Source organism: Streptomyces silvae, assembly GCF_016745505.1.
In the GTDB taxonomy this organism is placed as follows: domain Bacteria; phylum Actinomycetota; class Actinomycetes; order Streptomycetales; family Streptomycetaceae; genus Streptomyces; species Streptomyces silvae.
Genome location: NZ_JAERUC010000192.1, coordinates 36607 through 60556 on the forward strand (window position 1 = coordinate 36607; position 23950 = coordinate 60556).

Consider the following 23950-nt stretch of genomic DNA (forward strand, 5'->3'; position numbering starts at 1 on the left):
GTGACACCCATGAGGGTGGTCATCGGGCTCTGTCTGATCGCCCCGTTCGTGGCGATGCTCTGGGTCGGCTCGTACGCGAAGGTCGACCCGACCTTCATCGGCATCCCGTTCTTCTACTGGTACCAGATGCTCTGGGTGCTCATCTCGACCGCCCTCACCATGATCGCGTACAAGCTGTGGCAGCGTGACCAGCGCGCCCGCAAGGGGGGTGCGTCAGCATGAAGGACGGCGTGAACGGCGTCGCACTCGCCGTATTCATCTTCTTCTTCGTGGCCGTCACGGTCATCGGCTTCATGGCCGCGCGCTGGCGCAAGGCCGAGAACGAGGCCAGCCTCGACGAATGGGGCCTGGGCGGACGTTCGTTCGGCACCTGGGTCACCTGGTTCCTGCTCGGCGGCGACCTCTACACGGCGTACACCTTCGTGGCGGTGCCCGCGGCGATCTACGCGGCGGGCGCGGCCGGCTTCTTCGCCGTCCCGTACACGATCCTCGTCTACCCGCTGATCTTCACCTTCCTGCCGCGCCTGTGGTCGGTGTCGCACAAGCACGGCTACGTCACCACCTCGGACTTCGTCCGCGGCCGGTTCGGCTCGAAGGGGCTCTCGCTGGCGGTCGCCGTCACCGGCATCCTCGCCACGATGCCGTACATCGCGCTCCAGCTGGTCGGCATCCAGGCCGTGCTGGACGTCATGGGCGTCGGCGGCGGCGAGAACACGCACTGGTTCATCAAGGACCTGCCGCTGCTCATCGCGTTCGCCGTCCTCGCCGCGTACACCTACTCCTCGGGGCTGCGCGCGCCCGCGCTCATCGCGTTCGTCAAGGACGGCCTGATCTACCTGGTCATCGCCGTGGCGATCATCTACATCCCGATCAAGCTCGGCGGGTTCGACGACATCTTCGCGAAGGCGGGCGACGCCTTCGCCCAGAAGAACGAGGCGGCCGGCAAGCCGGTGGCGGGGCTCGCACCCGGTGTCTCCGGCCAGTGGGGTTACGCCACCCTCGCGCTGGGCTCGGCGCTGGCCCTGTTCATGTATCCCCACTCGATCACGGCGACGCTCTCCAGCCGCAGCCGTGACGTGATCCGGCGCAACACCACGATCCTGCCGCTGTACTCGCTGATGCTGGGTCTGCTGGCGCTGCTCGGCTTCATGGCGATCGCCGCCGGGATCAAGGTGGACAACGGCCAGCTCGCCATCCCGCAGCTGTTCGAGAACATGTTCCCGGACTGGTTCGCCGGTGTGGCCTTCGCCGCGATCGGGATCGGCGCCCTGGTGCCGGCCGCGATCATGTCGATCGCCGCGGCGAACCTCTTCACCCGCAACATCTACAAGGACTTCCTGAAGCCGGACGCGACCCCCGCCCAGGAGACCAAGGTCTCCAAGCTGGTCTCGCTGCTGGTGAAGGTCGGCGCGCTCGCCTTCGTCCTGACCATGGACAAGACGGTCGCGATCAACTTCCAGCTGCTGGGCGGTATCTGGATCCTCCAGACGATGCCGGCCCTGGTGGGCGGCCTGTTCACCCGCTGGTTCCACCGCTGGGCCCTCATCGCGGGCTGGGCGGTCGGCATGATCTACGGCACGGTGGCCGCCTACGGCGTCGCCAGCCCCACCCAGAAGCACTTCGGCGGCTCCTCGAAGGAGATCCCGGGCATCGGCGAGATCGGCTACATCGGCCTCACCGCGTTCGTGCTCAACGTCGTCGTCGTGGTCGTGCTGACGTTCGTCCTCAACGCGGTCAAGGCACCGGCCGGCGTGGACGAGACCTCGCCGTCCGACTACACGGCGGACGCGGGCGACCCCGGCGTCCAGGTCGAGCTCCCGCCGGCCACGGCGGGCGCCCCGGGCGGCCACTGACCGCCCCGGAAGTGACATGTGACGCCGTCCCGGCAGGGTCCGCCCCTGCCGGGACGGCGTCGTCACGGCCACCGGAAACGGGGGCGCGCCGGGGCGGCCCCCTGCGGCACACTGCCCTCCATGGACATATCGATCAGGCCGGCCCGGCCCGCCCAGTTCGAGGACCTGGGTGAGATCACCGCCCAGGCGTACCTCGGTGACGGGCTCCTGGACTTCGGTGCCGAGGACCCCTATCTGGAACAGCTCCGCGCCGTCGGGCGGCGGGCCGCCGAGGCCGAGGTGCTGGTCGCGCTGGACGCCGACGGCCGGCTGCTGGGCGGCGTCACGTACGTCGCGCCCGGCAGCCCGTGGGCGGACATCGCCGGGGACGACGAGGCCGAGTTCCGCATGCTGGCCGTCTCGGCGGAGGCCCGGGGCCGAGGCGTGGGCGAGGCGCTCGTACGGACCTGTATCGAGCGGGCACGGGCCGCCGAGGGGGTCTCGGGGATCGTCCTGTCGACGGCCCCGGCCATGCTGGGCGCCCACCGGATCTACCGCCGGCTCGGCTTCGTACGGACTCCCGAGCGGGACTGGTGCCCTCTGCCGGGCCTCTCACTCCTGACATTCCGCCTGGAGCTCTGACCCATCACGACACAACATGTGGGGGCTTCTTCATTCAGCAGCCCCCACATGTATGCTCGACCTCGCTGTCGTCGCAGGGGAATCCGGTGAGAATCCGGAACTGTCCCGCAACGGTGTGATCGGTGTGCTTTTCGCACCCGAAGTCCGAAGACCTGTCGACAGTGCGCCCGGCTCGACCGATCCGGGCGCCGAGACGTCCGGGCCCCGCGGAGGGCCGGTGGACGCCGTGCGCCGTGCTGCCCTTCCAGGGCGCCGCCGTGTCCGGCTGCCCCGCTCCCGCAGGCCCCGAGCCGAGCGAGGGATAGCCCCAGTGACCATCGCGCCAGCCGACCCGGTTTCAGTCACGGATTCCGAAGGCCGCACGACCGACGCGCCCGGGACCGCACTGCTGCGGACCCTGACCGGCCTCACCGCCGATCTGCCCGACACCGATCCCGGACGGGTGGCCGCCGCCGCACTGCGCGGCCGCAACGCCCGGTCGGACGAGGCCGAGCTGCGCTCGCTGGCCACCGAGGCCGCCGCCGGCCTGATCTCCGAGGACCCCGCCTACTCCCGGCTCGCCGCCCGGCTCCTCACCCGGGCCATCGCGGACGAGGCCGCGGGCCAGGGCGCCGTCTCCTTCTCGGCTTCGGTCGCCGTCGGACACCGTGAGGGCCTGATCGCGGACCGCACCGCCGAGTTCGTCACGCTGCACGCCGCCGCGCTCGACGCGCTGGTCGACCAGGCGCTCGCCGACGGCGCCGACGACCGCTTCGGCTACTTCGGGCTGCGGACGCTGCACAGCCGGTACCTGCTGCGCCACCCGCTCACCCGCGATGTCGTGGAGACCCCGCAGCACTTCATGCTGCGCGTCGCCGCCGGGCTCGCCGAGGACACCTCCGAGCGCGCGCTGGAGGAAGTGGCCGCGCTGTACGGCCTGATGAACCGGCTGGACTACCTGCCCTCCTCCCCCACCCTCTTCAACTCCGGCACCCGGCACCCGCAGATGTCCTCCTGCTACCTGCTGGACTCCCCCAAGGACGAGCTGGACTCGATCTACGACCGCTACCACCAGGTGGCGCGGCTCTCCAAGCACGCGGGCGGCATCGGGCTCTCGTACTCCCGTATCCGCGCCCGGGGTTCGCTCATCCGCGGCACCAACGGGCACTCCAACGGCATCGTGCCATTCCTCAAGACGCTGGACGCCTCGGTCGCCGCGGTGAACCAGGGAGGCCGCCGCAAGGGTGCCGCCGCCGTGTACCTGGAGACCTGGCACGCGGACATCGAGGAGTTCCTGGAGCTCCGTGACAACACGGGTGAGGACCAGCGGCGTACGCACAACCTCAACCTGGCGCACTGGATCCCCGACGAGTTCATGCGCCGCGTCGACGCGGACACCGACTGGTCGCTGTTCTCCCCCGCCGAGGTCCCCGAGCTGGTCGACCTGTGGGGCGACGAGTTCGACGCCGCCTACCGCGCGGCCGAGGCCAAGGGCCTGGCCCGCAGGACGATCCCGGCGCGTGAGCTGTACGGCCGGATGATGCGGACGCTCGCGCAGACCGGCCAGGGGTGGATGACGTTCAAGGACGCCTCCAACCGGACCGCGAACCAGACCGCCGAGCCGGGCCGCGTCGTTCACTCCTCGAACCTGTGCACGGAGATCCTCGAAGTCACCGACGACGGCGAGACGGCCGTCTGCAACCTCGGGTCGGTCAACCTGGGCGCGTTCGTCGCCGACGGCACCATCGACTGGGCGCGCCTGGACGCCACCGTCCGTACGGCCGTGACCTTCCTCGACCGCGTGGTGGACATCAACTTCTACCCGACCGAGCAGGCCGGCCGCTCCAACGCCCGCTGGCGTCCGGTGGGCCTGGGCGCGATGGGCCTCCAGGACGTCTTCTTCCAGCTGCGCCTGCCCTTCGACTCCCCCGAGGCCCGCGCGCTCTCCACGAAGATCTCCGAGCGGATCATGCTCGCCGCGTACGAGGCCTCCTGCGACCTCGCCGAGCGCTCGGGTCCGCTGCCCGCCTGGGCCGAGACCCGCGCCGCCCGCGGTGTGCTGCACCCCGACCACTACGACACCGAGCTGAACTGGCCGGAGCGCTGGGACGCCCTGCGCGCCCGCGTCGCGAAGACCGGCATGCGCAACTCCCTGCTCCTGGCCATCGCGCCGACGGCGACGATCGCATCCATCGCGGGCGTGTACGAGTGCATCGAGCCGCAGGTCTCCAACCTCTTCAAGCGCGAGACGCTCAGCGGGGAGTTCCTCCAGGTCAACGCCTATCTGGTCGACGAGCTGAAGCGGCTCGGCGTCTGGGACGCGCGCACCCGTGAGGCGCTGCGCGAGGCGAGCGGCTCCGTCCAGGGCTTCGCCTGGATCCCCGAGGACGTGCGGGCCCTGTACCGCACGGCGTGGGAGATCCCGCAGCGCGGTCTGATCGACATGGCGGCGGCCCGTACGCCGTTCCTCGACCAGAGCCAGTCGCTCAACCTGTTCCTGGAGACGCCGACGATCGGCAAGCTCTCCTCGATGTACGCGTACGCCTGGAAGCAGGGGCTGAAGACGACGTACTACCTGCGCTCCCGCCCGGCGACCCGCATCGCGCGTGCCGCGTCCGGCCGGACGGCGGAGGCCGCCCCCATTCCCGTACAGCAGGCCACGGCTCCCGACGCGGACGCCATCGCCTGCTCCCTCGAAAACCCCGAGTCCTGCGAGGCATGCCAGTAATGAGCTCCAACGAAGACAAGAACCTGCTCGACCCGGGATTCGAGCTGACCCTGCGTCCCATGCGCTACCCGGACTTCTACGAACGCTACCGGGACGCGATCAAGAACACCTGGACCGTCGAGGAGGTCGACCTCCACTCGGACGTCGCCGACCTCGCCAAGCTCTCGCCGGGTGAGCAGCACATGATCGGCCGGCTGGTCGCGTTCTTCGCGACGGGTGACTCGATCGTCTCCAACAACCTGGTGCTGACGCTCTACAAGCACATCAACTCGCCCGAGGCGCGGCTGTACCTGTCGCGTCAGCTGTTCGAGGAGGCCGTGCACGTCCAGTTCTATCTGACGCTGCTCGACACCTATCTGCCCGACCCGGAGGACCGTGCGGCGGCCTTCGACGCGGTCGAGGAGATCCCCTCGATCCGCGAGAAGGCGCAGTTCTGCTTCCGCTGGATGGACTCGGTCGAGAAGATCGAGCGGCTGGAGACGAAGGCCGACCGCCGGCGCTTCCTGCTCAACCTGATCTGCTTCGCCGCGTGCATCGAGGGCCTGTTCTTCTACGGCGCCTTCGCGTACGTGTACTGGTTCCGCTCGCGCGGTCTGCTGCACGGTCTGGCCACGGGCACCAACTGGGTCTTCCGTGACGAGACGATGCACATGAACTTCGCCTTCGAGGTCGTGGACACCGTCCGCAAGGAGGAGCCGGACCTCTTCGACGACGCGCTCCAGCAGCAGGTCACCGACATGCTGAAGGAGGCCGTCGAGGCGGAGCTCCAGTTCGGCCGCGACCTGTGCGGCGAGGGCCTGCCGGGCATGAACACCGAGTCCATGCGCCAGTACCTGGAGTGCGTCGCCGACCAGCGGCTCACCCGGCTCGGCTTCCCGGCGCTCTACGGCTCCGAGAACCCGTTCTCGTTCATGGAGCTCCAGGGGGTGCAGGAGCTGACGAACTTCTTCGAGCGCCGCCCCTCCGCCTACCAGGTGGCGGTGGAGGGGTCGGTCGGCTTCGACGACGACTTCTAGACCGTCTTCTGGGCCCTCGCCCAGGACCTGGCGTACAGGCGCCGCGTGGCCGTGACCGGCTGCGCGGCGCCGGCCGTTTCCGGGGGCTCGGCACCTCCGCGCCGTTCCGCCTCCCGCAGCGCGCGGTCGATCCGGCGCTCCCGGGCGAACCCGACGAGGGCGGGCAGCAGGACGAGGGCGAAGAGGGCGAGGACGGCCAGGAAGCTCAGGAATGTGTTCATGGCTTCACTGTCGTCCGTACGCCGGACATCCGGCAGTGGCAGGACTGTCACACACCATCGAATTGCTGCCACACTGGCGCCATGCTGAAAAACGTCGCCGTCCTGCTGCTCGACGAGGTCCACCCCTTCGAACTCGGGGTGCTGTGCGAGGTGTTCGGGCTCGACCGGTCCGACGAGGGGCTGCCGGTCACCGACTTCGCGGTCGTGTCCGCGGAGGGGCCGGTCCTCCGGACGCACGCCGGGTTCACCATCAGCACCCCCCACGGCCTCGACCGCCTGGAGGAGGCCGACCTCGTCGCCGTACCCGCGGGGAGCCACTTCATGGAGCGGACCTATCCCGAGGAGGTCCTGGACGCCCTGCGCCGGACCGTGGAGCGCGGGGCGCGGGTGCTGAGCGTCTGTTCCGGCGCCTACGTCCTCGGCGCGGCCGGGCTGCTGGACGGCCGCCGCTGCACCACCCACTGGCGGCACGCCGAGGAGCTGGCCCGCCGCTTCCCCGAGGCCCGGGTGGAGCCTGACGTGCTCTACGTGGACGACGGCGCGGTCATCACGTCGGCGGGCACGGCCGCGGGCATCGACGCCGCCCTGCACCTGGTCCGCCAGGCGCACGGGCCCGCCGTGGCGAACGCCGTCGCCCGCCGCATGGTGGTCCCCCCGCACCGGGACGGGGGCCAGGCGCAGTACATCAAGCGCCCGCTGCCCCGCACGCGGTGCGACACCGTCGGGGACACGCTCGCCTGGATGGAGCGCCACCTCGACCAGGAGATGAGCGTCGAACAGCTGGCCGCCCAGGCCCATATGTCGCCCCGGACCTTCGCCCGCCGCTTCCAGCAGGAGACCGGCACCACGCCGTACCGCTGGCTGCTCAGGCAGCGGGTGCTGCTGGCGCAGCACCTCCTGGAGACCTCGGAGGAGACCATGGACACCATCGCGGGCCGGACCGGCTTCGGGAACGCGGCGGCGCTGCGCCATCAGTTCGTACGTTCGCTGGGGACGACCCCGAACGCCTACCGGCGCACCTTCCGGGGGCCGGCGGACATCACCGAGGCGGCCTGACAAGGGGGTCCGCCGACCGTCGGCGGACCCCCTTCGTCACGGGCGCGCGGTCAGATGCCGCACTGCGAGGCGGACCAGAAGTGGCTCGGCCCCTGGTTCACATGGATGTGGTCGCTGTGGCCCGCGTAGCCCGGGCCGAGGATCCCGTTGAACCCGTGGTTGCGGGCCTGCTTGGCGATGGTGCACAGGGAGTGCGGTCCGGCGCCGAGGTCGACGGCGTCCCCGTAGAGGTGGCGGCTGTTGGTGGCGCCGCCCACCGCCGAGTTGCAGGAGGTGGACCGGAAGCCGCTGGTGACGCGGATCGACTGGTCGCCCAGGGCGTGCCGCAGGGCCTGGAGCTTCCACATGCTGCTCAGGGCGTTGGCCTTGGCCGTGCCCGCGGCGACCGCGCCGCCCGCCCAGGTGCTGTTGCACTTGTTGAGCTCGGGATAGGTGAAGTTCACCGGGGTGCAGTCGTCGTCCTGGAGCGCGTAGAGCTTGGCCTGGGTGGCCGGTCCGGCGACCCCGTCCGCCGCGAGGCCGTAGGCGGACTGGAAGCGCTTGACCGCGGCCGTGGTGGCCGGGCCGTACGATCCGTCGATGGCCAGCACGGAGTTGTAGCCCGGGTAGCCGGCCACCCGGATCTGGAGCTGGGTGACGTCGTTGCCGGTGGCACCGGAGGACAGGGTGCGGGTCCAGGTGAAACAGCCGTCGGCCTGCGCGGTGCCGGCGGTGACGACGGCCCCGCCGATCGCGAAGGCCATGGTCATGACAATGCCGAGCAGCAGATGTGCGGTCCGTCTGAGCATGGGGGTCTCCCTGCATATGAGGCGTGGACGCATGGCGTGGGGACGAGCCTGGCGGACGGGTCGACGCGCGTCAACTACGCGCGTGACAACGCCGGTTGACGAACCCACCTCGCTCACGCGCACCAGCGGCCACGGGAAAGGGCCCCACCGCCGGTGGGGCCCTTCTCCGTACAGGTGCGACGTCGGTCGTTCCAGGCGCGACGTCAGTCGTTCGGGACGACCTCGTAGCGCGCGGTGCCCTCCGCCATCTGCTTCAGCGCGTCCTTGCGGTCCCGCTTGGACAGCCGGTCGATGTAGAGGTAGCCGTACAGGTGGTCGGTCTCGTGCTGGAGGCAGCGCGCGAAGTAGCCGCTGCCCCGCACCTTCACCGCGTTGCCCCGGGCGTCCTGACCACGCACGACCGCGTAGTCGGGGCGTGCGAGCGCCGCGTACGCCGTGGGCACGGAGAGGCAGCCCTCGTTGGAGTCGTCGAGGTTGCGCCGCTCCGGCGCGAGCTCCTCCAGCACCGGGTTGCAGATCGCGCCGACGTGCCGCACGCCGTCGTCGTCCGGGCAGTCGTAGACGAAGACCTTGCGGTCCACGCCGATCTGGTTGGCGGCCAGGCCCACGCCCTGTGCCGTCCGCTGGCTCGCGAACATGTCGTCGATCAGCTGCGCGAGCTCGTCGTCGAACTCCGTGACGTCCTGGCACTCCTTGTGCAGGACCGGGTTGCCGACCACCGTGATGGGGCGGGACGTGCCGCGCTCTCGGTGCGCCGCCTCGCGCGCCTCGCAGTCCTCGGTGTCCACGAGGAATCCCTCGTCGTCCACACCGGTCTGCTCGTCCGTCTCCTGCTGCGACATGTCCGCCGTTCGCCTTCCTGCAACCCTGAACCCGTGAGTGTCCCGCACCGGAATCGGTGCGCGTACAGCCTACGGGCACCGGTCAGCAGACTTCTTCCAGATCCCGCCACTCACGGCTGTCCGGGCTGTCCGCCACCCAGCCGTCCAGCAGACCGCGCACCAGCCCGGCCGGGGCCGCTATCCCGCACTCACGCTCCGGCACCCACAGGTCACCGGCCGTGCGGTGCCCCAGGGGCCCGGGGTGGCCGGGCTCACTGTGGTCGTGCGGGTCCAGGTGCTCCCCGTCGCCCTCGTCGCTCTCCATCGGGCTCTCCGAACACGCACGGCAGAGCAGCCGCACCGAGGACGACCAGTCCTCGGCGGCGAATCCGGCGTCGGAGGCGAGCTGCTCCAGCGCGTCCCGGTCGTCCTCGGTGGCGGCCTCCAGGAGGACCACCCAGGTGGGGACGGGAGACGGCGCCCACAGCTCGATCTCGTCGAAGACCGGGTACGACGGCCCGGCCGCAGTGATCCGCTCACCGTTCGGGACGCCGTCGTGCAGCACGACCTCGCCCCAGCGCCGCCCCGAGGACGGCAGCGGGATCGACAGCACTTCGAGCCGGGCCGGATCGAGCCTGCGGCCCCACACGACCTCGGCCTCGCCCTCGGGTGAGAGCCGCACCGCCGCGCTGCCCAGCTCCATGCCCGTGGGCTCGCTGTTGGCCGCCGCGTTGTGCTGGCCGCTGCCCGGCACCCGCAGCCCGTAGGCCTGCCAGGCCCGGCGCGCCAGCGGCCAGTCCTGGAGCGCGGTCGCCGCGATCCCGACGTTCCACCAGTCCGGCGCCCCCGACTCGCGGTCGAGCAGGGCGACGGCGCGCAGGCCGGCGGCCCTCGCCTGTTCCCAGTCGTGCCGGAACTTGTGCAGCAGCGCGAGATTGAACCAGGACTCGGAGAGCCAGGGTTCCAGGTCCGCCGCACGCGTCAGCAGCGCCCCCGCGTCCTCGTACCGGCCGTCGCCGATCAGCGTGAACGCGCGGTCCGTGGCCTGCCGCCAAGAGGCGGACGGCCGATGCCGTACCTTCCCGAAGATCCTCACGATTCCCGCCTGTCCCGACTGGACACCCTCGTTCTTACGCTCTCTTCGCATCCAACCATGCCCGGCCGGACGCTCGCTCATTACCCATGGGTTACCCAGCCCCGGCCGGGGTCAGACCGCCCCGCGCCAGGACTCTGGCCAGTGCTTCGACCACCTGTGGCTGGTAGTCACGGCCCGTGCCGAGCCTGAGCTGCTCCAGGGCCCCCAGGGACCCCTTGACGCCTTCCCCGCACAGGTCGTCGTACGCGTTGACCGTACGGACGATCCTGGCGGCGGTCTGCTGTTCCCTGTACGGATCCGCCTGCTGCTCGACCACCACGGCGACCGCCGGGTCCACACCGGTCTGACGGACCACGGCCCCGCCGAGCAGCGCGATCCTCCGCTGCTCGGCGGCCGGCAGGACGGCGGTCGCCCCGTCGGCCACCGGGTCGACGAGGGAGAGCTGGCCGATGTCGTGCATCAGCGCCGCGTACTCCAGGACGGTCAGCTCCGGGCCGGTGAGCCCCAGCTCGCGCCCGACGGCCGTGGACAGCCCGGCGACCCTGCGGGCGTGCCCGTGCGGGGTGTAGCCGGCGATCTCGGTCGACCGGGCCAGCGACGCGATGGTCTGCCGGTACGTCGTACGGACGGCGGCGTACCGGCGGAAGGACACCTGGGTGAGCAGCAGCGGTACGCACAGGACGGGCAAGGCCCACAGTCCCGCGACGGCGACCCCGAGCGCCATCACGGCACCGGTCGCGCAGACCGCCGAGCCGATACCGCTGAGGGCGCGGAGCTCGTCGCGCAGCTGCGGCCCGTACGGGCGGGAGGTCCCGGCGGTGAGGGCCGCGAGAACGGCGTCGCAGAGGGCGGTGAGCACAAGCAGCACGAGCAGGAAGAGCGCGAAGTACGGTCCCTCGCCGAACCAGCGTTCCGTCCGGCCCGTGTGGTGGAGCGGCTGGAAGCACACGGCGGCGAACGCCACGGCCAGCACTCGGCGGGCCGCCTGGTCGGGCCCGGGGCCGCTGCCCCGCGCCATGTGGGGCACGGAGGCGAGCAGCTGCGCCGCGACGACGACGGTGATCACCTGGAGCACCCCGTGCGCCGTCTCCTGCCCGCCGCTGCGCCCGAGCAGTGCGTACGCGAGTGCGCCGGCCGCCCCCAGCGGCGCGGGCTCGCGCTCGCCGGGCAGGGCTCCCCAGCGGGCGAGCTCACCGACGGTGATCAGGACGCCGAAGGCGAGGGCGTGGCCGGGCTCGACGACGCCGTTCCACAGGGTGTGCCCGAGCGCGACGGCCGCCAGGACCAGCGCGGCGCCCCGGACCGCGAGGACAGCCGGCGACGGGTGGGAGGAGACCGGGGTCACCGGGGCTGTCCCGGGCGGTCCGGTGAGCCGGCGGCCGGCGGCCGTGCCCCCGCCCGCTGCCGCGGCAGCCCGGCCGGCTCCTCGTCCGAGGTGACCGTGTTGGCCGCGGCGGACCAGCCGTGCCGGTCCAGGGCGCGCGCCAGCGCGCGGACCATGCGCGGGTCGAACTGGCTCCCGGCGCAGCGCTTCAGCTCCTCCACGGCCGCGGGCACGGGCCGTCCGCGCCGGTAGGAGCGTGTCGAGGTCATCGCGTCGAACGCGTCGGCGACGGCGACGACCCGGGCGAACTCGGGGATCCGGTCCCCGGCCAGGCCGTACGGATAACCGCTGCCGTCGAGCCGCTCGTGGTGGTGCAGGATCGCTGCGCGCGCCTCGTCGAGGAAGCCGATGCCCCGGACGATCTCGTGGCCGTACTCCGGGTGCAGCTCGATGACGCGGCGCTCCTCCGGGGTGAGCGGGCCGTCCTTGCGCAGGACCCGGGTCGGGACGCCCAGCTTGCCGACGTCGTGCAGGATGCCGGCGAAGCGCAGGGCCTCCATCCGGTCCTCCTCCATGCCCAGTTCACGGGCGATCAGCTCGGAGGCGCGGCCCACCCGCTCGCTGTGCCCCCGGGTGTAGCCGTCCTTGATGTCGACGGCCTGGACGAGCGCCCTGATCGTGGCGCGGTGGGCGGCGTGCTGGCGGTGGTACTGCGCGAAGACCCAGCAGGAGATGTACATGGGCAGCAGGACGACCAGCGCGGACAGCGGCCCGTAGGAGCTGTGCCAGAGGACGGCCATCATCAGCCCCGCGAGCGCGTGCACGAGGTGCGGCCCCACCGAGCGGGCCGGCAGTCCGCGCCAGGCGTGCCGGACGGCCACGCGTTCCGCGGTGACGAGGATCCCGCCGTCCAGCGCGGCCAGCACCAGGCTGAAGACGAGCGCGGTCGCGCAGGCCGGGAGCAGGGCGTACGGAAGATCGGGCACGGCACCCCCCGAGGCACCGCCGAGCGTGGCGGGCCCGCCCAGGAAGGCGTACGTCCATGAGGCGGCCCCCACGGTCAGCGCGAGCTGCGAGGCACGCCAGACACGGCGCGCGGCGGCCGGCGGCCGGTCCACCCGGCCCACGAGCGCGCCGGGAACGGCGACGAGGACGGCGGCGGACGGCGGCAGCAGGAAGGCCGCGGCGAGCAGCAGGGGGAAGAACGATCCGGCGGCGATCGGCACGGAGCTGCCGAGAGCGCGCCAGCGGCCGGGGAGTTCACAGGCCGTGTGGAGCGCGGCCAGCAGACCGAGCGTGCCCCAGGGCGTCGCTGCCCCGGAGGACAGTGCGGGGAGGGCGCAGAGTGCGGCGCAGACCGCCGCGCACAGGATGTGGACGCGCGCTGCCCCCGGTGTGCCCCTCACCCGTACCGCCCGCCCCCAGCCTGGTCAATGGAGGCGCCAGGCTAGCGAGTTGGGGATTCGGCAGGGCCCGAACGGGCCGGATTAGCACATTCGGGTGACATGACCGGGGTTCGGTGCGCGGCGGCGGGCCGTTCAGTGCCCGCCGCGCGGCCGGGGTGCCGTCACTCGGCGGCGGCGGCCGGACGGTCGGCGCCGCCCAGGGCCACGTCCTGCTCGGGCACGGCATGCCCGGAACGGATCAGATCGATCCGCCCCATCACCTTCGAGCGCAGATCGGCCGGGACGTCGTCCTGCCCGCAGCAGCGCTTGACCAGCTTCTTCACGGCCTGCTCCAGGCCGTACTTCTCCAGGCACGGGGAGCACTCCTCGAAGTGCACCTCGAATTTGGTGCAGTCGCCCTCGGGCATCTCATGGTCGAGAAACTCGTAGAGATGATCGAGAACCTCTGAGCAATCCGTCTCGTGCGGCTCTCCGCAGCTCATGAGGCCGAGCCTTTCGTGTCGTCCGACTCACCGGCTCCGGCCGGGACGAGCCCGCGCTCACGCGCGTAGTCCTCCAGCATGCCGCGCAGCTGACGGCGTCCCCGGTGCAGCCGGGACATCACCGTACCGATGGGTGTCCCCATGATGTCCGCGATCTCCTTGTAGGCAAAGCCCTCTACGTCGGCGAGATACACGGCGATGCGGAACTCTTCGGGGATCGACTGCAGTGCGGACTTCACATCGGAGTCCGGCAGGTGGTCGAGTGCCTGGGACTCCGCCGAGCGCAGACCGGTCGACATGTGCGACTCCGCACGCGCCAGCTGCCAGTCCTCGATCTCCTCGGCGGCGCTCCGCTGGGGTTCGCGCTGCTTCTTGCGGTACGAGTTGATGAAGGTGTTGGTGAGAATGCGGTACATCCACGCCTTGAGGTTCGTGCCCTCACGGAACTGGTGGAAGGACCCGTACGCCTTGGCGTAGGTCTCCTGCACCAGGTCCTCGGCGTCCGCGGGGTTGCGCGTCATGCGCAGCGCGGCCGAGTACATCTGGTCGAGATATCCCAGGGCGTCCCGCTCGAAGCGCGCGTTGCGCTCGGCAGTCGTCTCCTGCGCACGGCCGTCGTCGGTCCCTGTGTCGGTCCCAGTGACCGGACCCACCTCCTCCAACGATGTGGCGGAGCCGAAACCGGACCCGCTCGCATCGGAGAATAGTCGACCTTGCTTCCCGGCGGGCTGTCGATCGGCGCCGCCCGGGGCGCGCGCCGGAGTGCTCTTGGCCGCGTGAAGCACCGTCCACTCCAGTTCAGCGGCGTTCGAGCGGCTGGGGCAGATGGTCGAACCCATGCGACGGACTCCCTCTCCACGTACCACGGCGTTGTACCTGCGTCGGTGGTGTACCGACACCAGCCACAACAGCCGCCCCGCACGGCGCATTCCCAGGCGTCGCCGGGTGCCCCGGGGGTGTGAGCGGGACTACACGCTCAGGCGAGCCCGTCCAGCCATTCGGCCACCGCGCCGGTGAGGAGGTCCATCGCCTGATCCACGGTCAGCGGCGCCTTCTTCGGCACGGCGAAGCCATGGTCCGCGTACGGCACCTCGACGAGCCCGTGCTCCCCCGGGGGGAACTCCTCCGGCCGCCCGAAGGGGTCACGGCCGCCCTGCACCACGAGGGTGGGGACGCCCGTGCCGAGCAGCTCGTCCCCGCGGGACTTCTCCGGCTTGCCCGGAGGGTGCAGCGGGAAGCTCAGGGCGAGCACCGCGCGGGCGCCGAGTTCCGCGGCCGTACGGCAGGCGACGCGGGCCCCCGCGCTGCGTCCCCCGGCGACGACGGGAAGCCCCGGGGCCGTCAGCGCCGGCCACAGCCCCCGCCAGCCGGTGTCCAGGGTCCTGGGCGCGGGCGCCAGCTTCTTGCCGGCCACCCGCCAGGGCTGTTCCACCAGGGCCACGGTCACCCGGCGGTCCGGGAGCGCGGCGCCCAGGGCCTGGAGGTCACGGGCCTCGATGCCGCCGCCGGCGCCATGGCTGACGGCGAGCACCAGACGGGCCCGTTTCGCGGGCAGCCAGGTGATCCTGGCCGCTCCCGCGTCCGTCTCCACGCTCTCGGTCCTCGGCGCTGTCGCTGCGTTAGGGCTCACACCGCCCATCCTGCCGGGTCAGAAGAGCGTGCTCTCCTCCGGCGCGGCCAGCTCCTCCAGGAGTTCCGGGCCGTTGTTGCGGACGTTGCTGACGGCGGTGGTCACCGGGTAGGCCCGCATCAGCCCGCCGGGCGGCGGCTCCAGCAGCGCCTTCAGCTCCTCGATGCCCGTGTGCGACGGGTCGAGCCAGTCGTCCCAGCGGTCCGGGGTCAGCATCAGGGGCATCCGGGGGTGGATGTCGGAGAGCGAGGCGGGCCCCTCGGCGGGGGCGACGGCGAGCGGGGACGTCTCGGCCTCGGTGGTGATCACCGAGCAGGTCACCCACCAGGCCGCAGGGTGGTCGTCCGGCAGCGTCCGGTCGCGCCAGAACTCGTACAGGCCGGCCATGGCGAAGACGGAGCCGTCGGCGGGCGTCACGAAGTACGGCTGCTTGCGGGGCCGCTTCTTCCTGCCCTTCTCCTCCAGCTGCCGCTCCTCGGCCCCGGTGACCCACTCGTAGTAGCCGTCGGCGGGCAGGATGCAGCGCCTCGACACGAAGGGGCGGCGGAAGGACGGCTTCTCGTGGACGGTCTCCGCGCGGGCGTTGATCATGCGCGCGGCGCCCTCCGGCGACTTCGACCAGGACGGCACGAGTCCCCATTTCAGGGTGCGCAGCTGGCGAACCGGCCGCTGATCGTCCGCGTCCTTCACAGGACGGTCGAGGATCGCGTAGACCTCCTTGGTCGGCGCGACGTTCCAGTCGGGCTCCAGGGTCTCGGTGGGTTCCCATTTCTCCACGCCGAAGAGCCCGGTCAGATCCTCCGGCCGCCGGCTCGCTGCATACCGTCCGCACATAAGTGCCAGACTGCCACGACCCGCCAGTCGAGTGGATGCCGATTCCCTCGAGCACCTCAAGGAGCCGCCCGCACCATGGACAGCACCGACCTCGGCGATCTGTGGGATCGCGTCTTCGGAACCCAGCCGGCGCCCGAGCAGTGGCTGGTGGTCGTCACGGCCACGGCGGCGCTCGTCGCGGTGGTCCCGAACCTCATATGGCGGCTCTCACGCAACGCGATCACCATCGCGCACGAGGGAGGGCACGGCCTGATCGCCCTGCTCACCGGGCGCCAGCTGTCGGGCATCCGGCTGCACTCGGACACCAGCGGCCTCACCGTCAGCCGCGGCAAGCCCACCGGCATCGGGATGATCCTCACCGCGGCGGCCGGCTACACGGCGCCGCCGCTGCTCGGGCTCGGCGGCGCCTGGCTGCTGACCAACGGCCGGATCACCCTGCTCCTGTGGCTGGCGACCGCGCTCCTGGCGGTGATGCTGGTGATGATCCGCAATCTGTACGGGGCACTGACGGTCATCCTCACGGGTACGACCTTCCTGCTGGTGTCCTGGCTGACCTCCGCCGACGTCCAGTCGGCGTTCGCGTACACCGTGGTCTGGTTCCTGCTGCTCGGCGGCGTGCGGCCGGCGTTCGAGCTGCAGTCCAAGCGCAGGTACGGCGGTGCTCCCGACTCCGACGCCGACCAGCTCGCCCGGCTGACGCACGCACCGGCCGCGATATGGCTCTTCCTCTTCCACGCGGTCTCGCTGTGCTCGCTGATCGGCGGCGGACGCTGGCTCCTCGGGCTCTGAGGACACCTGACCGGGTGCGGGCGGGAGACCGCCCCTACCACCCTTGTATTACGTCCCGGTTTCGGCCCTTTTGTTCAGGATCTGGGATTGCGCTGAGCCACTAAAGTGAGGGGCATGACCGAAAGTTCCGTGCACCCCGCCCTCTGGCCCGCCCCCCGAGCGACCGGGGCCGTCGACGCGACCGTCACCGTGCCCGGATCGAAGTCGGTCACCAACCGCGCGCTCGTCCTGGCCTCGCTGTCCTCCGAGCCGGGCTGGCTGCGCCGCCCGCTGCGCTCGCGCGACACCCTGCTGATGGCCCAGGCGCTCCGCGCCATGGGCGTGGGCATCGAGGAGGGCGTGGGCCCGGACGGCTCGGGCGAGGCCTGGCGGGTCATCCCCGCGGGTCTGCACGGACCGGCCCAGGTGGACGTCGGCAACGCGGGCACGGTGATGCGCTTCCTGCCGCCCGTGGCCTGCCTCGCGGACGGCCCGGTCCACTTCGACGGCGACCCGCGGTCCTACGAGCGGCCCCTGCACGGAGTGATCGACGCGCTGAAGTCGCTGGGCGCCCGGATCGACGACGACGGCCGGGGGACGCTGCCCCTGACCGTGCACGGCGCGGGCGCGCTGGACGGCGGCCCGGTCTCCATCGACGCCTCCTCGTCCTCCCAGTTCGTCTCCGCGCTGCTGCTGTCCGCGCCCCGGTTCAACCAGGGCGTGGAGGTGCGGCACACCGGCTCGGCGCTGCCCTCGATGCCGCACATCCGGATGACCGTCGACATGCTGCGCTCGGTCGGCGCCCAGGTCGACGAGCCGGAGTCGGGCGGCGAGCCCGATGTCTGGCGGGTCTCCCCCTCCGCCCTGCTGGGCCGCGACCTGACCGTCGAACCCGACCTCTCCAACGCCCAGCCGTTCCTGGCCGCCGCACTGGTGACCGGCGGCCGGGTCACCGTCCCCGACTGGCCGCTGCGGACCACCCAGCCGGGTGACGCGCTGCGCGAGATCTTCACCGCAATGGGTGGCGCGTGCGAGCTGACCGAGCGCGGACTCACCTTCACGGGAACGGGCTCGGTCCACGGCATCGACGTCGACCTGAGCGAGGTCGGCGAGCTGACCCCGGGCATCGCGGCCCTCGCCGCCCTCGCGGACTCCCCGTCCACCCTGCGCGGCGTCGCCCATCTGCGGCTGCACGAGACGGACCGGCTGGCGGCCCTCACCAAGGAGATCAACGGCCTCGGCGGCGACGTCACGGAGACCGCCGACGGCCTCCGGATCAACCCCCGCCCGCTGCACGGCGGCACCTTCCACACGTACGACGACCACCGCATGGCGACGGCGGGCGCGATCATCGGCCTCGCCGTGGCGGGGGTGGAGATCGAGAACGTCGCCACGACCGCCAAGACGCTGCCGGACTTCCCGGACATGTGGACCGGCATGCTCGGGGAGCCCTCCGGCGCCGTCGGCGTCTCGTCCGGGGCGCTCGGTGCCCCCGCCGCACGGCGCGGGGTCTGAGGACATGCGCCGTTACGGGAAGAACCCCGACGAGGACGACATCCGCGTCCGCCCCAACCCCAAGGGCAACCGCCCCCGCACCCACACCCGCCCCAAGCACGAGGACGCCCAGGACGGCATGGTCCTGACCGTCGACCGGGGCAGGCTGACCTGCCTGGTCGAGGACCGTACGGTGACGGCGATGAAGGCCCGTGAACTGGGCCGGAAGGCCGCCGTGGTGGGCGACCGGGTCTCCCTGGTGGGCGACCTCTCCGGCGCCAAGGACACCCTGGCGCGCATCGTGCGGATCGGTGCGCGTACGTCGGTGCTGCGCCGCACGGCGGACGACGACGACCCGTTCGAGCGGGTGGTCGTCGCCAACGCCGACCAGCTGGCGATCGTCACCGCGCTCGCCGATCCCGAACCCCGCCCGCGCATGATCGACCGCTGTCTGGTCGCGGCGTACGACGGCGGGCTCACCCCGCTCCTGGTGCTGACCAAGTCGGACCTGGCCTCCGCGGACAAGCTCCTGGAGGCGTACACCCCGCTGGGGGTCCCCTACATCGTGACCAGCCGCGAGGAGCTGGAGAACGGGGACGCCGCCGACCAGGTGCGGGAACTGCTGAACGACCGGGTGACCGCCTTCGTCGGGCACTCCGGCGTCGGCAAGACGACCCTGGTCAACGCGCTGGTGCCGAAGGACCGGCGACGGACGACCGGGGTGGTCAACGCCGTCACGGGGCGCGGCAGGCACACCACGACGTCGGCGCTCGCCCTGCCGCTGCCGGACGGCCGCGGCTGGGTCGTCGACACCCCGGGCGTACGGTCGTTCGGGCTGCACCACGTCGATCCCTCACGGGTCATCAACGCCTTCCCCGATCTTCAGCCGGGCACGGAGAACTGCCCGCGCGGCTGCACGCACGACGGCCAGGAGCCGGAGTGCGCCCTGGACGCCTGGGTCGCGGAGGGACACGCCGACCCGGCGCGCCTCGACTCGCTGCGGAGGCTGCTCTCCACCCGCGAGCGGCGCGAGGGCGACTGAGGCAACGGCGGCGCCACCGCCCGACTCGCGCACGTTTGCGGGCTCCCAGGGCTGGTAAGGGCATAATCGCGCAAGCGAGACGAAGCGTCACCTACGTGGGAGGCACCTGACGATGGCGTGGTTGCTGGTCGTGGTCGCCGGACTGCTGGAGACCGGCTTCGCCGTGTGTCTGAAGCTTTCGCACGGGTTCACCCGGCTCTGGCCGACGATCGCGTTCTGCGCGTTCGCCCTCGGCAGCTTCGGTCTGCTGACGATGGCTCTGAAGAAGCTCGACGTCGGCCCGGCGTACGCGGTCTGGACGGGCATCGGGGCGGCGGGGACGGCGATCTACGGGATGGTCTTCCTCGACGACGTGGTCTCCACGCTCAAGCTGGTGTCGATCTCGCTGGTGATCATCGGTGTGATCGGACTGCAGCTGTCGGGGTCGACGCACTGACCCCGTGGGCGGTCACGGAGTCCGCCGGCACCAGGGCGTACGAGAGGGCGAGCCTGAGCGCGATCTCGCAGGTCAGCGCCAGATCCGCCGCGTCGCGCGGCGGCGCTTGCCGCCCCAGCGCGGCCACGGCACGGTCCCGGACCAGCGTGAGCAGCTCGGTGGGCGTGGGCAGTGCCGTGTCCGTACGCCCGCCGTCGGGCGGGTGTCCCGGTCGGGGCAGGTGCTCGCCCCAGACCCCCGTGAGCAGGGCCATGACCAGGACGTTCGCGCGGGCCGCCCGGACCGTCCAGCGGGCGAGCTCCGCGGGGCCGTCCCCCCGGACGCGGCCGTCGCCGAGCGTCCGGTCCACCCCGGCCAGATAGCCGTCGGCCGCGCGCCGGACCAGCGCGTGGGCCAGCCCGTCCTTGCTGCCGAACTCGTTGTAGAGGGTCTGCCGGGAGACCCCGGCCCGCGCCGCCACGTCGACCATGCGCACGGCCGTCCAGGGCCGGGTGCGCAGCGCCGACTGAGCGGAGTCCAGCAGTGCTTCTCGCGCCGATGGCATCGTCGCCTCCCACGCCGGGGACCTGCGCATCAGAGTTGAGGCGCCCGGAGGCACTGTCAAGGGTCCGCGCACGGGGCCGTGTAGCCCGGGAGGGTGCCGGTGGATACTGTGACGGCATGCCCGACTACCACGATGATCTGCGCCTCGCCCACGTACTGGCGGACGCCGCCGACGCGGCGACGATGGACCGGTTCAAGGCTCTGGACCTCAAGGTCGAGACCAAGCCGGACATGACCCCGGTGAGCGAGGCCGACAAACACGCGGAGGAGCTGATCCGCGGTCACCTGCACCGGGCACGTCCGCGCGACGCGATCCTCGGCGAGGAGTACGGGATCGAGGGCACCGGTCCGCGGCGCTGGGTCGTCGACCCGATCGACGGCACCAAGAACTACGTACGGGGTGTCCCCGTCTGGGCGACGCTGATCTCCTTGATGGAGGCGGGCGAGGACGGCTTCCAGCCGGTGGTGGGCGTGGTGTCGGCCCCCGCGCTGAGCCGCCGCTGGTGGGCGGCGAAGGGCGCCGGCGCGTTCTCCGGCCGCAGCCTGACGTCCGCGACGCGGCTGCACGTGTCGAAGGTCGAGCGGATCGCGGACTCCTCGTTCGCGTACGCCTCGATGACGGGCTGGGAGGAGCAGGGCCGCCTGGACGGCTTCATGGACCTGACGCGGGCCGTCTGGCGCACCCGCGGCTACGGGGACTTCTGGCCGTACATGATGGTCGCCGAGGGTTCGGTGGACATCTGTGCGGAGCCGGAGCTCTCCCTGTGGGACATGGCGGCGAACGCGATCATCGTCCAGGAGGCGGGCGGCCAGTTCACGAGCCTGGACGGCGTCCCGGGCCCGGGCGGCGGCAACGCCGCGGCGTCCAACGGCCTGCTCCACCACGAGCTGCTCGGCTATCTGAACCAGCGCTACTAGGAAGCGGCGTGCGGGTCGGCGCGGGCCGGCGCGCGGGCCGGGGCGCGCGAGCTCGTCCCGCGCCCTCTTGTTGAGTCCCCTCGCGGGTGCCACTCTGAGAGTCCCCCCACTTGTGAACTTGTGAATTCCCTCACGAGGGGCTCCACAGGTCACTTCTCGAAGGAGGTGGCTCCTCGCATGCTCGTCCGTGACGCCATGAGCACCCTGGTCCTCACCATCGGCCCGGCCCACACGCTCCGGCAGGCGGCCCGGCTGATGTCGGCCCGCCGTGTCGGAGCGGCCGTCGTCCACGACCCCGACACCTGCGGCCTCGGCATCCTCACCGAGCGCGACATCCTCGACGCCGTCGGCGCCGGGCTGGATCCCGATGCCGAGACCGCGTCCACCCACACCACCACCGACGTGGTCTTCGCCTCTCCCGCGTGGACCCTGGAGGAGGCGGCCGAAGCCATGACGCACGGCGGCTTCCGGCATCTGATCGTGCTGGACGGGGACGGCCCCGTCGGCATCGTCTCGGTGCGCGACATCATCAGGTGCTGGGCGCCCGTCCGGCGGCCCCGCCCCGAAATGGCCCTCTGACCCCGCGCACCACCGCCCCCGTACGCACGGTCCGTACGCGCCATCCGTACGCATCACCCGTGGGGCGCGCCATCCTTACGCGCCCCCGTCCGCGGACGACAGCGGGCCGGACCCCCGGGAGAACCTCCCGGGAATCCGGCCCACCACCTACGGCAAGCGCCCGTCTCAGCCGCGCAGGGCCTGGACCGCGGCCTCCAGCCGCTTGCCGAAGTCTCCGTCGGCCTGACGGAAGTTGTCGATCGCGCGCTCGGCGATGTCGTCGCGCGAGACCTTGGAGATGAAGCCGGAGAGGTTGTCGATCAGACGGACCTTCTCCTCCTCCGTCATCAGCCGGTAGAGGTTGCCGGCCTGCACGAAGTCGTTGTCCTCGGCGTGGACCGGCGTCTCGTGGTTGCCCGTGCCGCCCGTGACGGGAACGGGCTGCCAGAGCGGCCGGTCCGTCTGGAACGGGCCGCCGAAGCTGTTCGGCTCGTAGTTCTTCGCGCCCTTGTGACGGCCGTCGTACAGATAGCCGTCACGGCTGTGGGTGCGCGCCTCGGTGGCGTGCGGACGGTTCACCGGCAGGTGGTCGGCGTTGATGCCGACGCGGTAGCGGTGGGCGTCGCCGTACGCGAAGAGACGGCCCTGGAGCATCTTGTCGGGGGACGGGCCGATGCCGGGCACGAAGTGCGACGGGCTGAAGATCGACTGCTCGACCTCGGCGAAGACGTTCTCCGGGTTGCGGTTGAGCTCCAGCTTGCCGATCTCGATCGGCGGGTAGTCCGCGTGCGGCCACACCTTGGTGAGGTCGAACGGGTTGAAGCGGTACGTCGCCGCCTCGGCCGCCGGCATGATCTGGACCTGCACCGTCCAGGTCGGGAAGTCACCACGCTCGATGGACTCGCGCAGGTCGCGCTGGTGGCTGTCCGGGTCCACACCGGAGAGGCGGACGGCCTCCTCGGTGGTGAGGTTCTTGATGCCCTGGTCGGTCTTGAAGTGGTACTTGACCCAGAAGACCTCGCCGGCCTCGTTGTTCCACTGGAACGTGTGCGAGCCGAAGCCGTCCATGTGACGGTACGAGGCCGGAATGCCCCGGTCGCCGAAGAGCCAGGTCACCTGGTGCGTGGACTCGGGCGACAGACCCCAGAAGTCCCAGACGTTGTCCGCCTCCTGCGAGCCGGTGTACGGGTCGCGCTTCTGGGTGTGGATGAAGTCGGGGAACTTGATCGCGTCCCGGATGAAGAACACCGGGGTGTTGTTGCCGACGAGGTCGTAGTTGCCCTCCTCGGTGTAGAACTTCAGCGCCCAGCCGCGCGGGTCACGCGCCGCGTCGGCGGAGCCGAGGTTGCCCGCCACGGTGGAGAAGCGCAGGAAGGTCTCGGTCTCCTTGCCGACCTCCGAGAGGAACTTCGCCCGCGTCCACTGCGAGACGTCCCGGGTCAGCGTGAAGGTGCCGTACGCACCGGCGCCGCGGGCGTGCACGACCCGCTCCGGGATTCGCTCGCGGTTGAAGTGGGCGAGCTTCTCCAGAAGCGCCTGGTCCTGAACGAGAACCGGTCCACCCGGGCCAGCGGTCTCGCTGTTCTGATTGTCGGCCACCGGAGCGCCGGCCTCCGTGGTGAGCGGTCCCTGAGTCACGCGCGCCTCCTGCGTCATGTCCTGCACAGCGTCGTTCCCTGTGCAGCCTGTTCTCGGCCGCAGCCTGTCCTTGGCCAGTACGTCAACGATCCTACAATGGACTTTGTCCAAGTCAAGCAGCCATCTAAAGTCACACCGACTCGGGACTCGGGGCCGTCCACTGTTACCCTGGGCCCATGAGTGACCTCCTGGAACGACTTCGTGGACGCGGCTGGCGCATGACGGCACAGCGGCGCGTGGTGGCCGAGGTTCTCGAAGGGGACCATGTGCATCTGACGGCGGACGAGGTCCACGCGCGGGCCGTCGACCGGCTGCCCGAGATCTCCCGGGCCACCGTGTACAACACGCTGGGCGAGATGGTGTCCCTCGGCGAGGTCATCGAGGTCACCACCGACCGCCGGGCGAAGCGGTACGACCCGAACGCCCACCGCCCCCACCACCACCTGGTGTGCGGGCGCTGCGGGGCCATCCGGGACGTACACCCGTCCGGCAACCCGCTGGCGGACCTGCCCGACGACGAGCGCTTCGGCTTCACCGTCTCGGACGTCGAGGTCACCTACCGCGGCATCTGCCCGAACTGCGCGGCCACGGCCTGAGACACCTGCACCCCGGATCCTGAGGTTCGCCCGCGCGGCCTCAGGATCCGGGCCTTTGCACGGGCATACGACAGAGGCCCGGATCCTCGAAAGGATCCGGGC

The 23950-nt window shown here is 71.3% G+C and carries 25 protein-coding genes and 1 riboswitch; of the genes, 13 read left to right on the top strand and 12 right to left on the bottom strand.

Annotated elements, in window-relative coordinates; genetic code table 11:
* The first annotated feature begins 9 nt into the window (after positions 1-9).
* From JKV81_RS31110 to JKV81_RS31130, 5 genes are all read left to right on the top strand, one after another.
* Positions 10-222 carry a DUF3311 domain-containing protein gene (locus tag JKV81_RS31110; RefSeq protein WP_161198845.1) on the top strand — a complete coding sequence of 71 codons (213 nt, stop codon included), beginning with the start codon at positions 10-12 and terminating at the stop codon, positions 220-222.
* Complete coding sequence (gene mctP / locus JKV81_RS31115) at positions 219-1853, top strand: monocarboxylate uptake permease MctP (protein WP_202078968.1); 1635 nt, start codon at positions 219-221, stop codon at positions 1851-1853. Before JKV81_RS31110 ends, mctP begins: the two co-directional genes overlap by 4 nt.
* Positions 1854-1973: 120 nt before the next feature.
* Positions 1974-2474, top strand: coding sequence for a GNAT family N-acetyltransferase (locus tag JKV81_RS31120; RefSeq protein ID WP_129265383.1), 501 nt, complete (start codon positions 1974-1976; stop codon positions 2472-2474).
* Between the two features lie 52 nt (positions 2475-2526).
* Positions 2527-2648, top strand: a riboswitch (cobalamin riboswitch).
* A 136-nt stretch (positions 2649-2784) separates the two neighbouring features.
* Complete coding sequence (locus JKV81_RS31125; RefSeq protein ID WP_202078970.1) at positions 2785-5181, top strand: ribonucleoside-diphosphate reductase subunit alpha; 2397 nt, start codon at positions 2785-2787, stop codon at positions 5179-5181.
* Complete coding sequence (locus tag JKV81_RS31130; RefSeq protein ID WP_099174556.1) at positions 5181-6197, top strand: ribonucleotide-diphosphate reductase subunit beta; 1017 nt, start codon at positions 5181-5183, stop codon at positions 6195-6197. Before JKV81_RS31125 ends, JKV81_RS31130 begins: the two co-directional genes overlap by 1 nt.
* On the opposite strand, the gene JKV81_RS31135 is transcribed toward JKV81_RS31130, so the two are convergent.
* Complete coding sequence (locus tag JKV81_RS31135) at positions 6194-6418, bottom strand: hypothetical protein (RefSeq protein ID WP_202078972.1); 225 nt, start codon at positions 6416-6418, stop codon at positions 6194-6196. The genes JKV81_RS31130 and JKV81_RS31135 overlap by 4 nt on opposite strands.
* An 81-nt stretch (positions 6419-6499) precedes the next feature.
* Between JKV81_RS31135 and JKV81_RS31140 the strand changes: the two genes are divergently transcribed.
* Complete coding sequence (locus JKV81_RS31140) at positions 6500-7474, top strand: GlxA family transcriptional regulator (protein WP_129265380.1); 975 nt, start codon at positions 6500-6502, stop codon at positions 7472-7474.
* 50 nt (positions 7475-7524) lie between these two features.
* Here the strand turns inward: JKV81_RS31140 and JKV81_RS31145 are convergent, their stop codons facing one another.
* The 9 genes from JKV81_RS31145 to JKV81_RS31185 all read right to left on the bottom strand — a co-directional run bounded on the left by JKV81_RS31145 (position 7525) and on the right by JKV81_RS31185 (position 15855).
* Positions 7525-8262, bottom strand: coding sequence for a D-Ala-D-Ala carboxypeptidase family metallohydrolase (locus tag JKV81_RS31145; RefSeq protein WP_099174559.1), 738 nt, complete (start codon positions 8260-8262; stop codon positions 7525-7527).
* 203 nt (positions 8263-8465) lie between these two features.
* Complete coding sequence (gene def / locus JKV81_RS31150) at positions 8466-9104, bottom strand: peptide deformylase (RefSeq protein ID WP_124274610.1); 639 nt, start codon at positions 9102-9104, stop codon at positions 8466-8468.
* An 82-nt stretch (positions 9105-9186) separates the two neighbouring features.
* Complete coding sequence (locus JKV81_RS31155; protein ID WP_129265378.1) at positions 9187-10179, bottom strand: tetratricopeptide repeat protein; 993 nt, start codon at positions 10177-10179, stop codon at positions 9187-9189.
* A gap of 91 nt (positions 10180-10270) precedes the next feature.
* Entirely contained in the window at positions 10271-11524 is a 1254-nt protein-coding gene (locus JKV81_RS31160; protein WP_202078974.1) for an HD-GYP domain-containing protein, read from the bottom strand.
* On the bottom strand, positions 11521-12909 hold the full coding sequence (locus JKV81_RS31165; protein ID WP_202078976.1) for an HD-GYP domain-containing protein: 1389 nt from the start codon (positions 12907-12909) through the stop codon (positions 11521-11523). Before JKV81_RS31165 ends, JKV81_RS31160 begins: the two co-directional genes overlap by 4 nt.
* Before the next feature lie 161 nt (positions 12910-13070).
* Positions 13071-13391: a mycothiol system anti-sigma-R factor gene (gene rsrA, locus JKV81_RS31170; protein WP_099174563.1), complete on the bottom strand. Its 321-nt coding sequence runs from the start codon at positions 13389-13391 to the stop codon at positions 13071-13073.
* The gene (locus tag JKV81_RS31175; protein ID WP_187281824.1) at positions 13388-14044 is read right to left on the bottom strand and encodes a sigma-70 family RNA polymerase sigma factor; all 657 of its coding nucleotides are present in this window, start codon (positions 14042-14044) and stop codon (positions 13388-13390) included. Before JKV81_RS31175 ends, rsrA begins: the two co-directional genes overlap by 4 nt.
* A 323-nt stretch (positions 14045-14367) precedes the next feature.
* Entirely contained in the window at positions 14368-15021 is a 654-nt protein-coding gene (locus JKV81_RS31180) for an alpha/beta hydrolase family protein (RefSeq protein WP_307820636.1), read from the bottom strand.
* An 18-nt stretch (positions 15022-15039) separates the two neighbouring features.
* On the bottom strand, positions 15040-15855 hold the full coding sequence (locus JKV81_RS31185) for an SOS response-associated peptidase (RefSeq protein WP_124274605.1): 816 nt from the start codon (positions 15853-15855) through the stop codon (positions 15040-15042).
* A gap of 75 nt (positions 15856-15930) precedes the next feature.
* On the opposite strand from JKV81_RS31185, the gene JKV81_RS31190 reads away from it, so the two are divergent.
* The 4 genes from JKV81_RS31190 to JKV81_RS31205 all read left to right on the top strand — a co-directional run bounded on the left by JKV81_RS31190 (position 15931) and on the right by JKV81_RS31205 (position 19595).
* Complete coding sequence (locus JKV81_RS31190; RefSeq protein WP_202078978.1) at positions 15931-16644, top strand: M50 family metallopeptidase; 714 nt, start codon at positions 15931-15933, stop codon at positions 16642-16644.
* Between the two features lie 114 nt (positions 16645-16758).
* Complete coding sequence (aroA, locus tag JKV81_RS31195; protein ID WP_202078980.1) at positions 16759-18138, top strand: 3-phosphoshikimate 1-carboxyvinyltransferase; 1380 nt, start codon at positions 16759-16761, stop codon at positions 18136-18138.
* Between the two features lie 4 nt (positions 18139-18142).
* On the top strand, positions 18143-19159 hold the full coding sequence (gene rsgA / locus JKV81_RS31200; RefSeq protein ID WP_124274603.1) for a ribosome small subunit-dependent GTPase A: 1017 nt from the start codon (positions 18143-18145) through the stop codon (positions 19157-19159).
* A gap of 112 nt (positions 19160-19271) precedes the next feature.
* Entirely contained in the window at positions 19272-19595 is a 324-nt protein-coding gene (locus tag JKV81_RS31205) for a DMT family transporter (RefSeq protein ID WP_099174569.1), read from the top strand.
* Here the strand turns inward: JKV81_RS31205 and JKV81_RS31210 are convergent.
* Positions 19552-20139, bottom strand: a complete 588-nt coding sequence (locus tag JKV81_RS31210; RefSeq protein WP_202078982.1) for a TetR/AcrR family transcriptional regulator — start codon at positions 20137-20139, stop codon at positions 19552-19554. The genes JKV81_RS31205 and JKV81_RS31210 overlap by 44 nt on opposite strands.
* A 116-nt stretch (positions 20140-20255) precedes the next feature.
* On the opposite strand from JKV81_RS31210, the gene hisN reads away from it, so the two are divergent.
* Together hisN and JKV81_RS31220 are read left to right on the top strand one after the other, a co-directional pair.
* Positions 20256-21056 (top strand): histidinol-phosphatase, encoded by an 801-nt coding sequence (gene hisN, locus JKV81_RS31215; RefSeq protein ID WP_129265371.1) that lies wholly within the window; start codon positions 20256-20258, stop codon positions 21054-21056.
* A gap of 177 nt (positions 21057-21233) precedes the next feature.
* Entirely contained in the window at positions 21234-21635 is a 402-nt protein-coding gene (locus JKV81_RS31220) for a CBS domain-containing protein (RefSeq protein ID WP_129265370.1), read from the top strand.
* A 165-nt stretch (positions 21636-21800) separates the two neighbouring features.
* Here JKV81_RS31220 and JKV81_RS31225 read toward each other — a convergent pair whose 3' ends face one another.
* Entirely contained in the window at positions 21801-23270 is a 1470-nt protein-coding gene (locus tag JKV81_RS31225) for a catalase (protein ID WP_129267123.1), read from the bottom strand.
* 158 nt (positions 23271-23428) lie between these two features.
* On the opposite strand from JKV81_RS31225, the gene JKV81_RS31230 reads away from it, so the two are divergent.
* Positions 23429-23848: a Fur family transcriptional regulator gene (locus JKV81_RS31230; RefSeq protein ID WP_124274600.1), complete on the top strand. Its 420-nt coding sequence runs from the start codon at positions 23429-23431 to the stop codon at positions 23846-23848.
* Positions 23849-23950: the final 102 nt, after the last annotated feature.

Excerpts from the sequence above, each read along its gene's own strand:
- JKV81_RS31230 (WP_124274600.1), top strand. The coding sequence starts at position 23,429 with ATGAGTGACCTCCTGGAACGACTTCGTGGACGCGGCTGGCGCATGACG.
- JKV81_RS31210 (WP_202078982.1), bottom strand. The coding sequence starts at position 20,139 with ATGCCATCGGCGCGAGAAGCACTGCTGGACTCCGCTCAGTCGGCGCTG.
- JKV81_RS31190 (WP_202078978.1), top strand. The coding sequence starts at position 15,931 with ATGGACAGCACCGACCTCGGCGATCTGTGGGATCGCGTCTTCGGAACC.
- rsgA (WP_124274603.1), top strand. The coding sequence starts at position 18,143 with ATGCGCCGTTACGGGAAGAACCCCGACGAGGACGACATCCGCGTCCGC.
- aroA (WP_202078980.1), top strand. The coding sequence starts at position 16,759 with ATGACCGAAAGTTCCGTGCACCCCGCCCTCTGGCCCGCCCCCCGAGCG.
- rsrA (WP_099174563.1), bottom strand. The coding sequence starts at position 13,391 with ATGAGCTGCGGAGAGCCGCACGAGACGGATTGCTCAGAGGTTCTCGAT.
- JKV81_RS31225 (WP_129267123.1), bottom strand. The coding sequence starts at position 23,270 with ATGACGCAGGAGGCGCGCGTGACTCAGGGACCGCTCACCACGGAGGCC.
- mctP (WP_202078968.1), top strand. The coding sequence starts at position 219 with ATGAAGGACGGCGTGAACGGCGTCGCACTCGCCGTATTCATCTTCTTC.
- hisN (WP_129265371.1), top strand. The coding sequence starts at position 20,256 with ATGCCCGACTACCACGATGATCTGCGCCTCGCCCACGTACTGGCGGAC.
- JKV81_RS31130 (WP_099174556.1), top strand. The coding sequence starts at position 5,181 with ATGAGCTCCAACGAAGACAAGAACCTGCTCGACCCGGGATTCGAGCTG.
- JKV81_RS31110 (WP_161198845.1), top strand. The coding sequence starts at position 10 with ATGAGGGTGGTCATCGGGCTCTGTCTGATCGCCCCGTTCGTGGCGATG.
- JKV81_RS31145 (WP_099174559.1), bottom strand. The coding sequence starts at position 8,262 with ATGCTCAGACGGACCGCACATCTGCTGCTCGGCATTGTCATGACCATG.
- JKV81_RS31120 (WP_129265383.1), top strand. The coding sequence starts at position 1,974 with ATGGACATATCGATCAGGCCGGCCCGGCCCGCCCAGTTCGAGGACCTG.
- JKV81_RS31135 (WP_202078972.1), bottom strand. The coding sequence starts at position 6,418 with ATGAACACATTCCTGAGCTTCCTGGCCGTCCTCGCCCTCTTCGCCCTC.
- JKV81_RS31140 (WP_129265380.1), top strand. The coding sequence starts at position 6,500 with ATGCTGAAAAACGTCGCCGTCCTGCTGCTCGACGAGGTCCACCCCTTC.
- def (WP_124274610.1), bottom strand. The coding sequence starts at position 9,104 with ATGTCGCAGCAGGAGACGGACGAGCAGACCGGTGTGGACGACGAGGGA.
- JKV81_RS31185 (WP_124274605.1), bottom strand. The coding sequence starts at position 15,855 with ATGTGCGGACGGTATGCAGCGAGCCGGCGGCCGGAGGATCTGACCGGG.
- JKV81_RS31220 (WP_129265370.1), top strand. The coding sequence starts at position 21,234 with ATGCTCGTCCGTGACGCCATGAGCACCCTGGTCCTCACCATCGGCCCG.
- JKV81_RS31205 (WP_099174569.1), top strand. The coding sequence starts at position 19,272 with ATGGCGTGGTTGCTGGTCGTGGTCGCCGGACTGCTGGAGACCGGCTTC.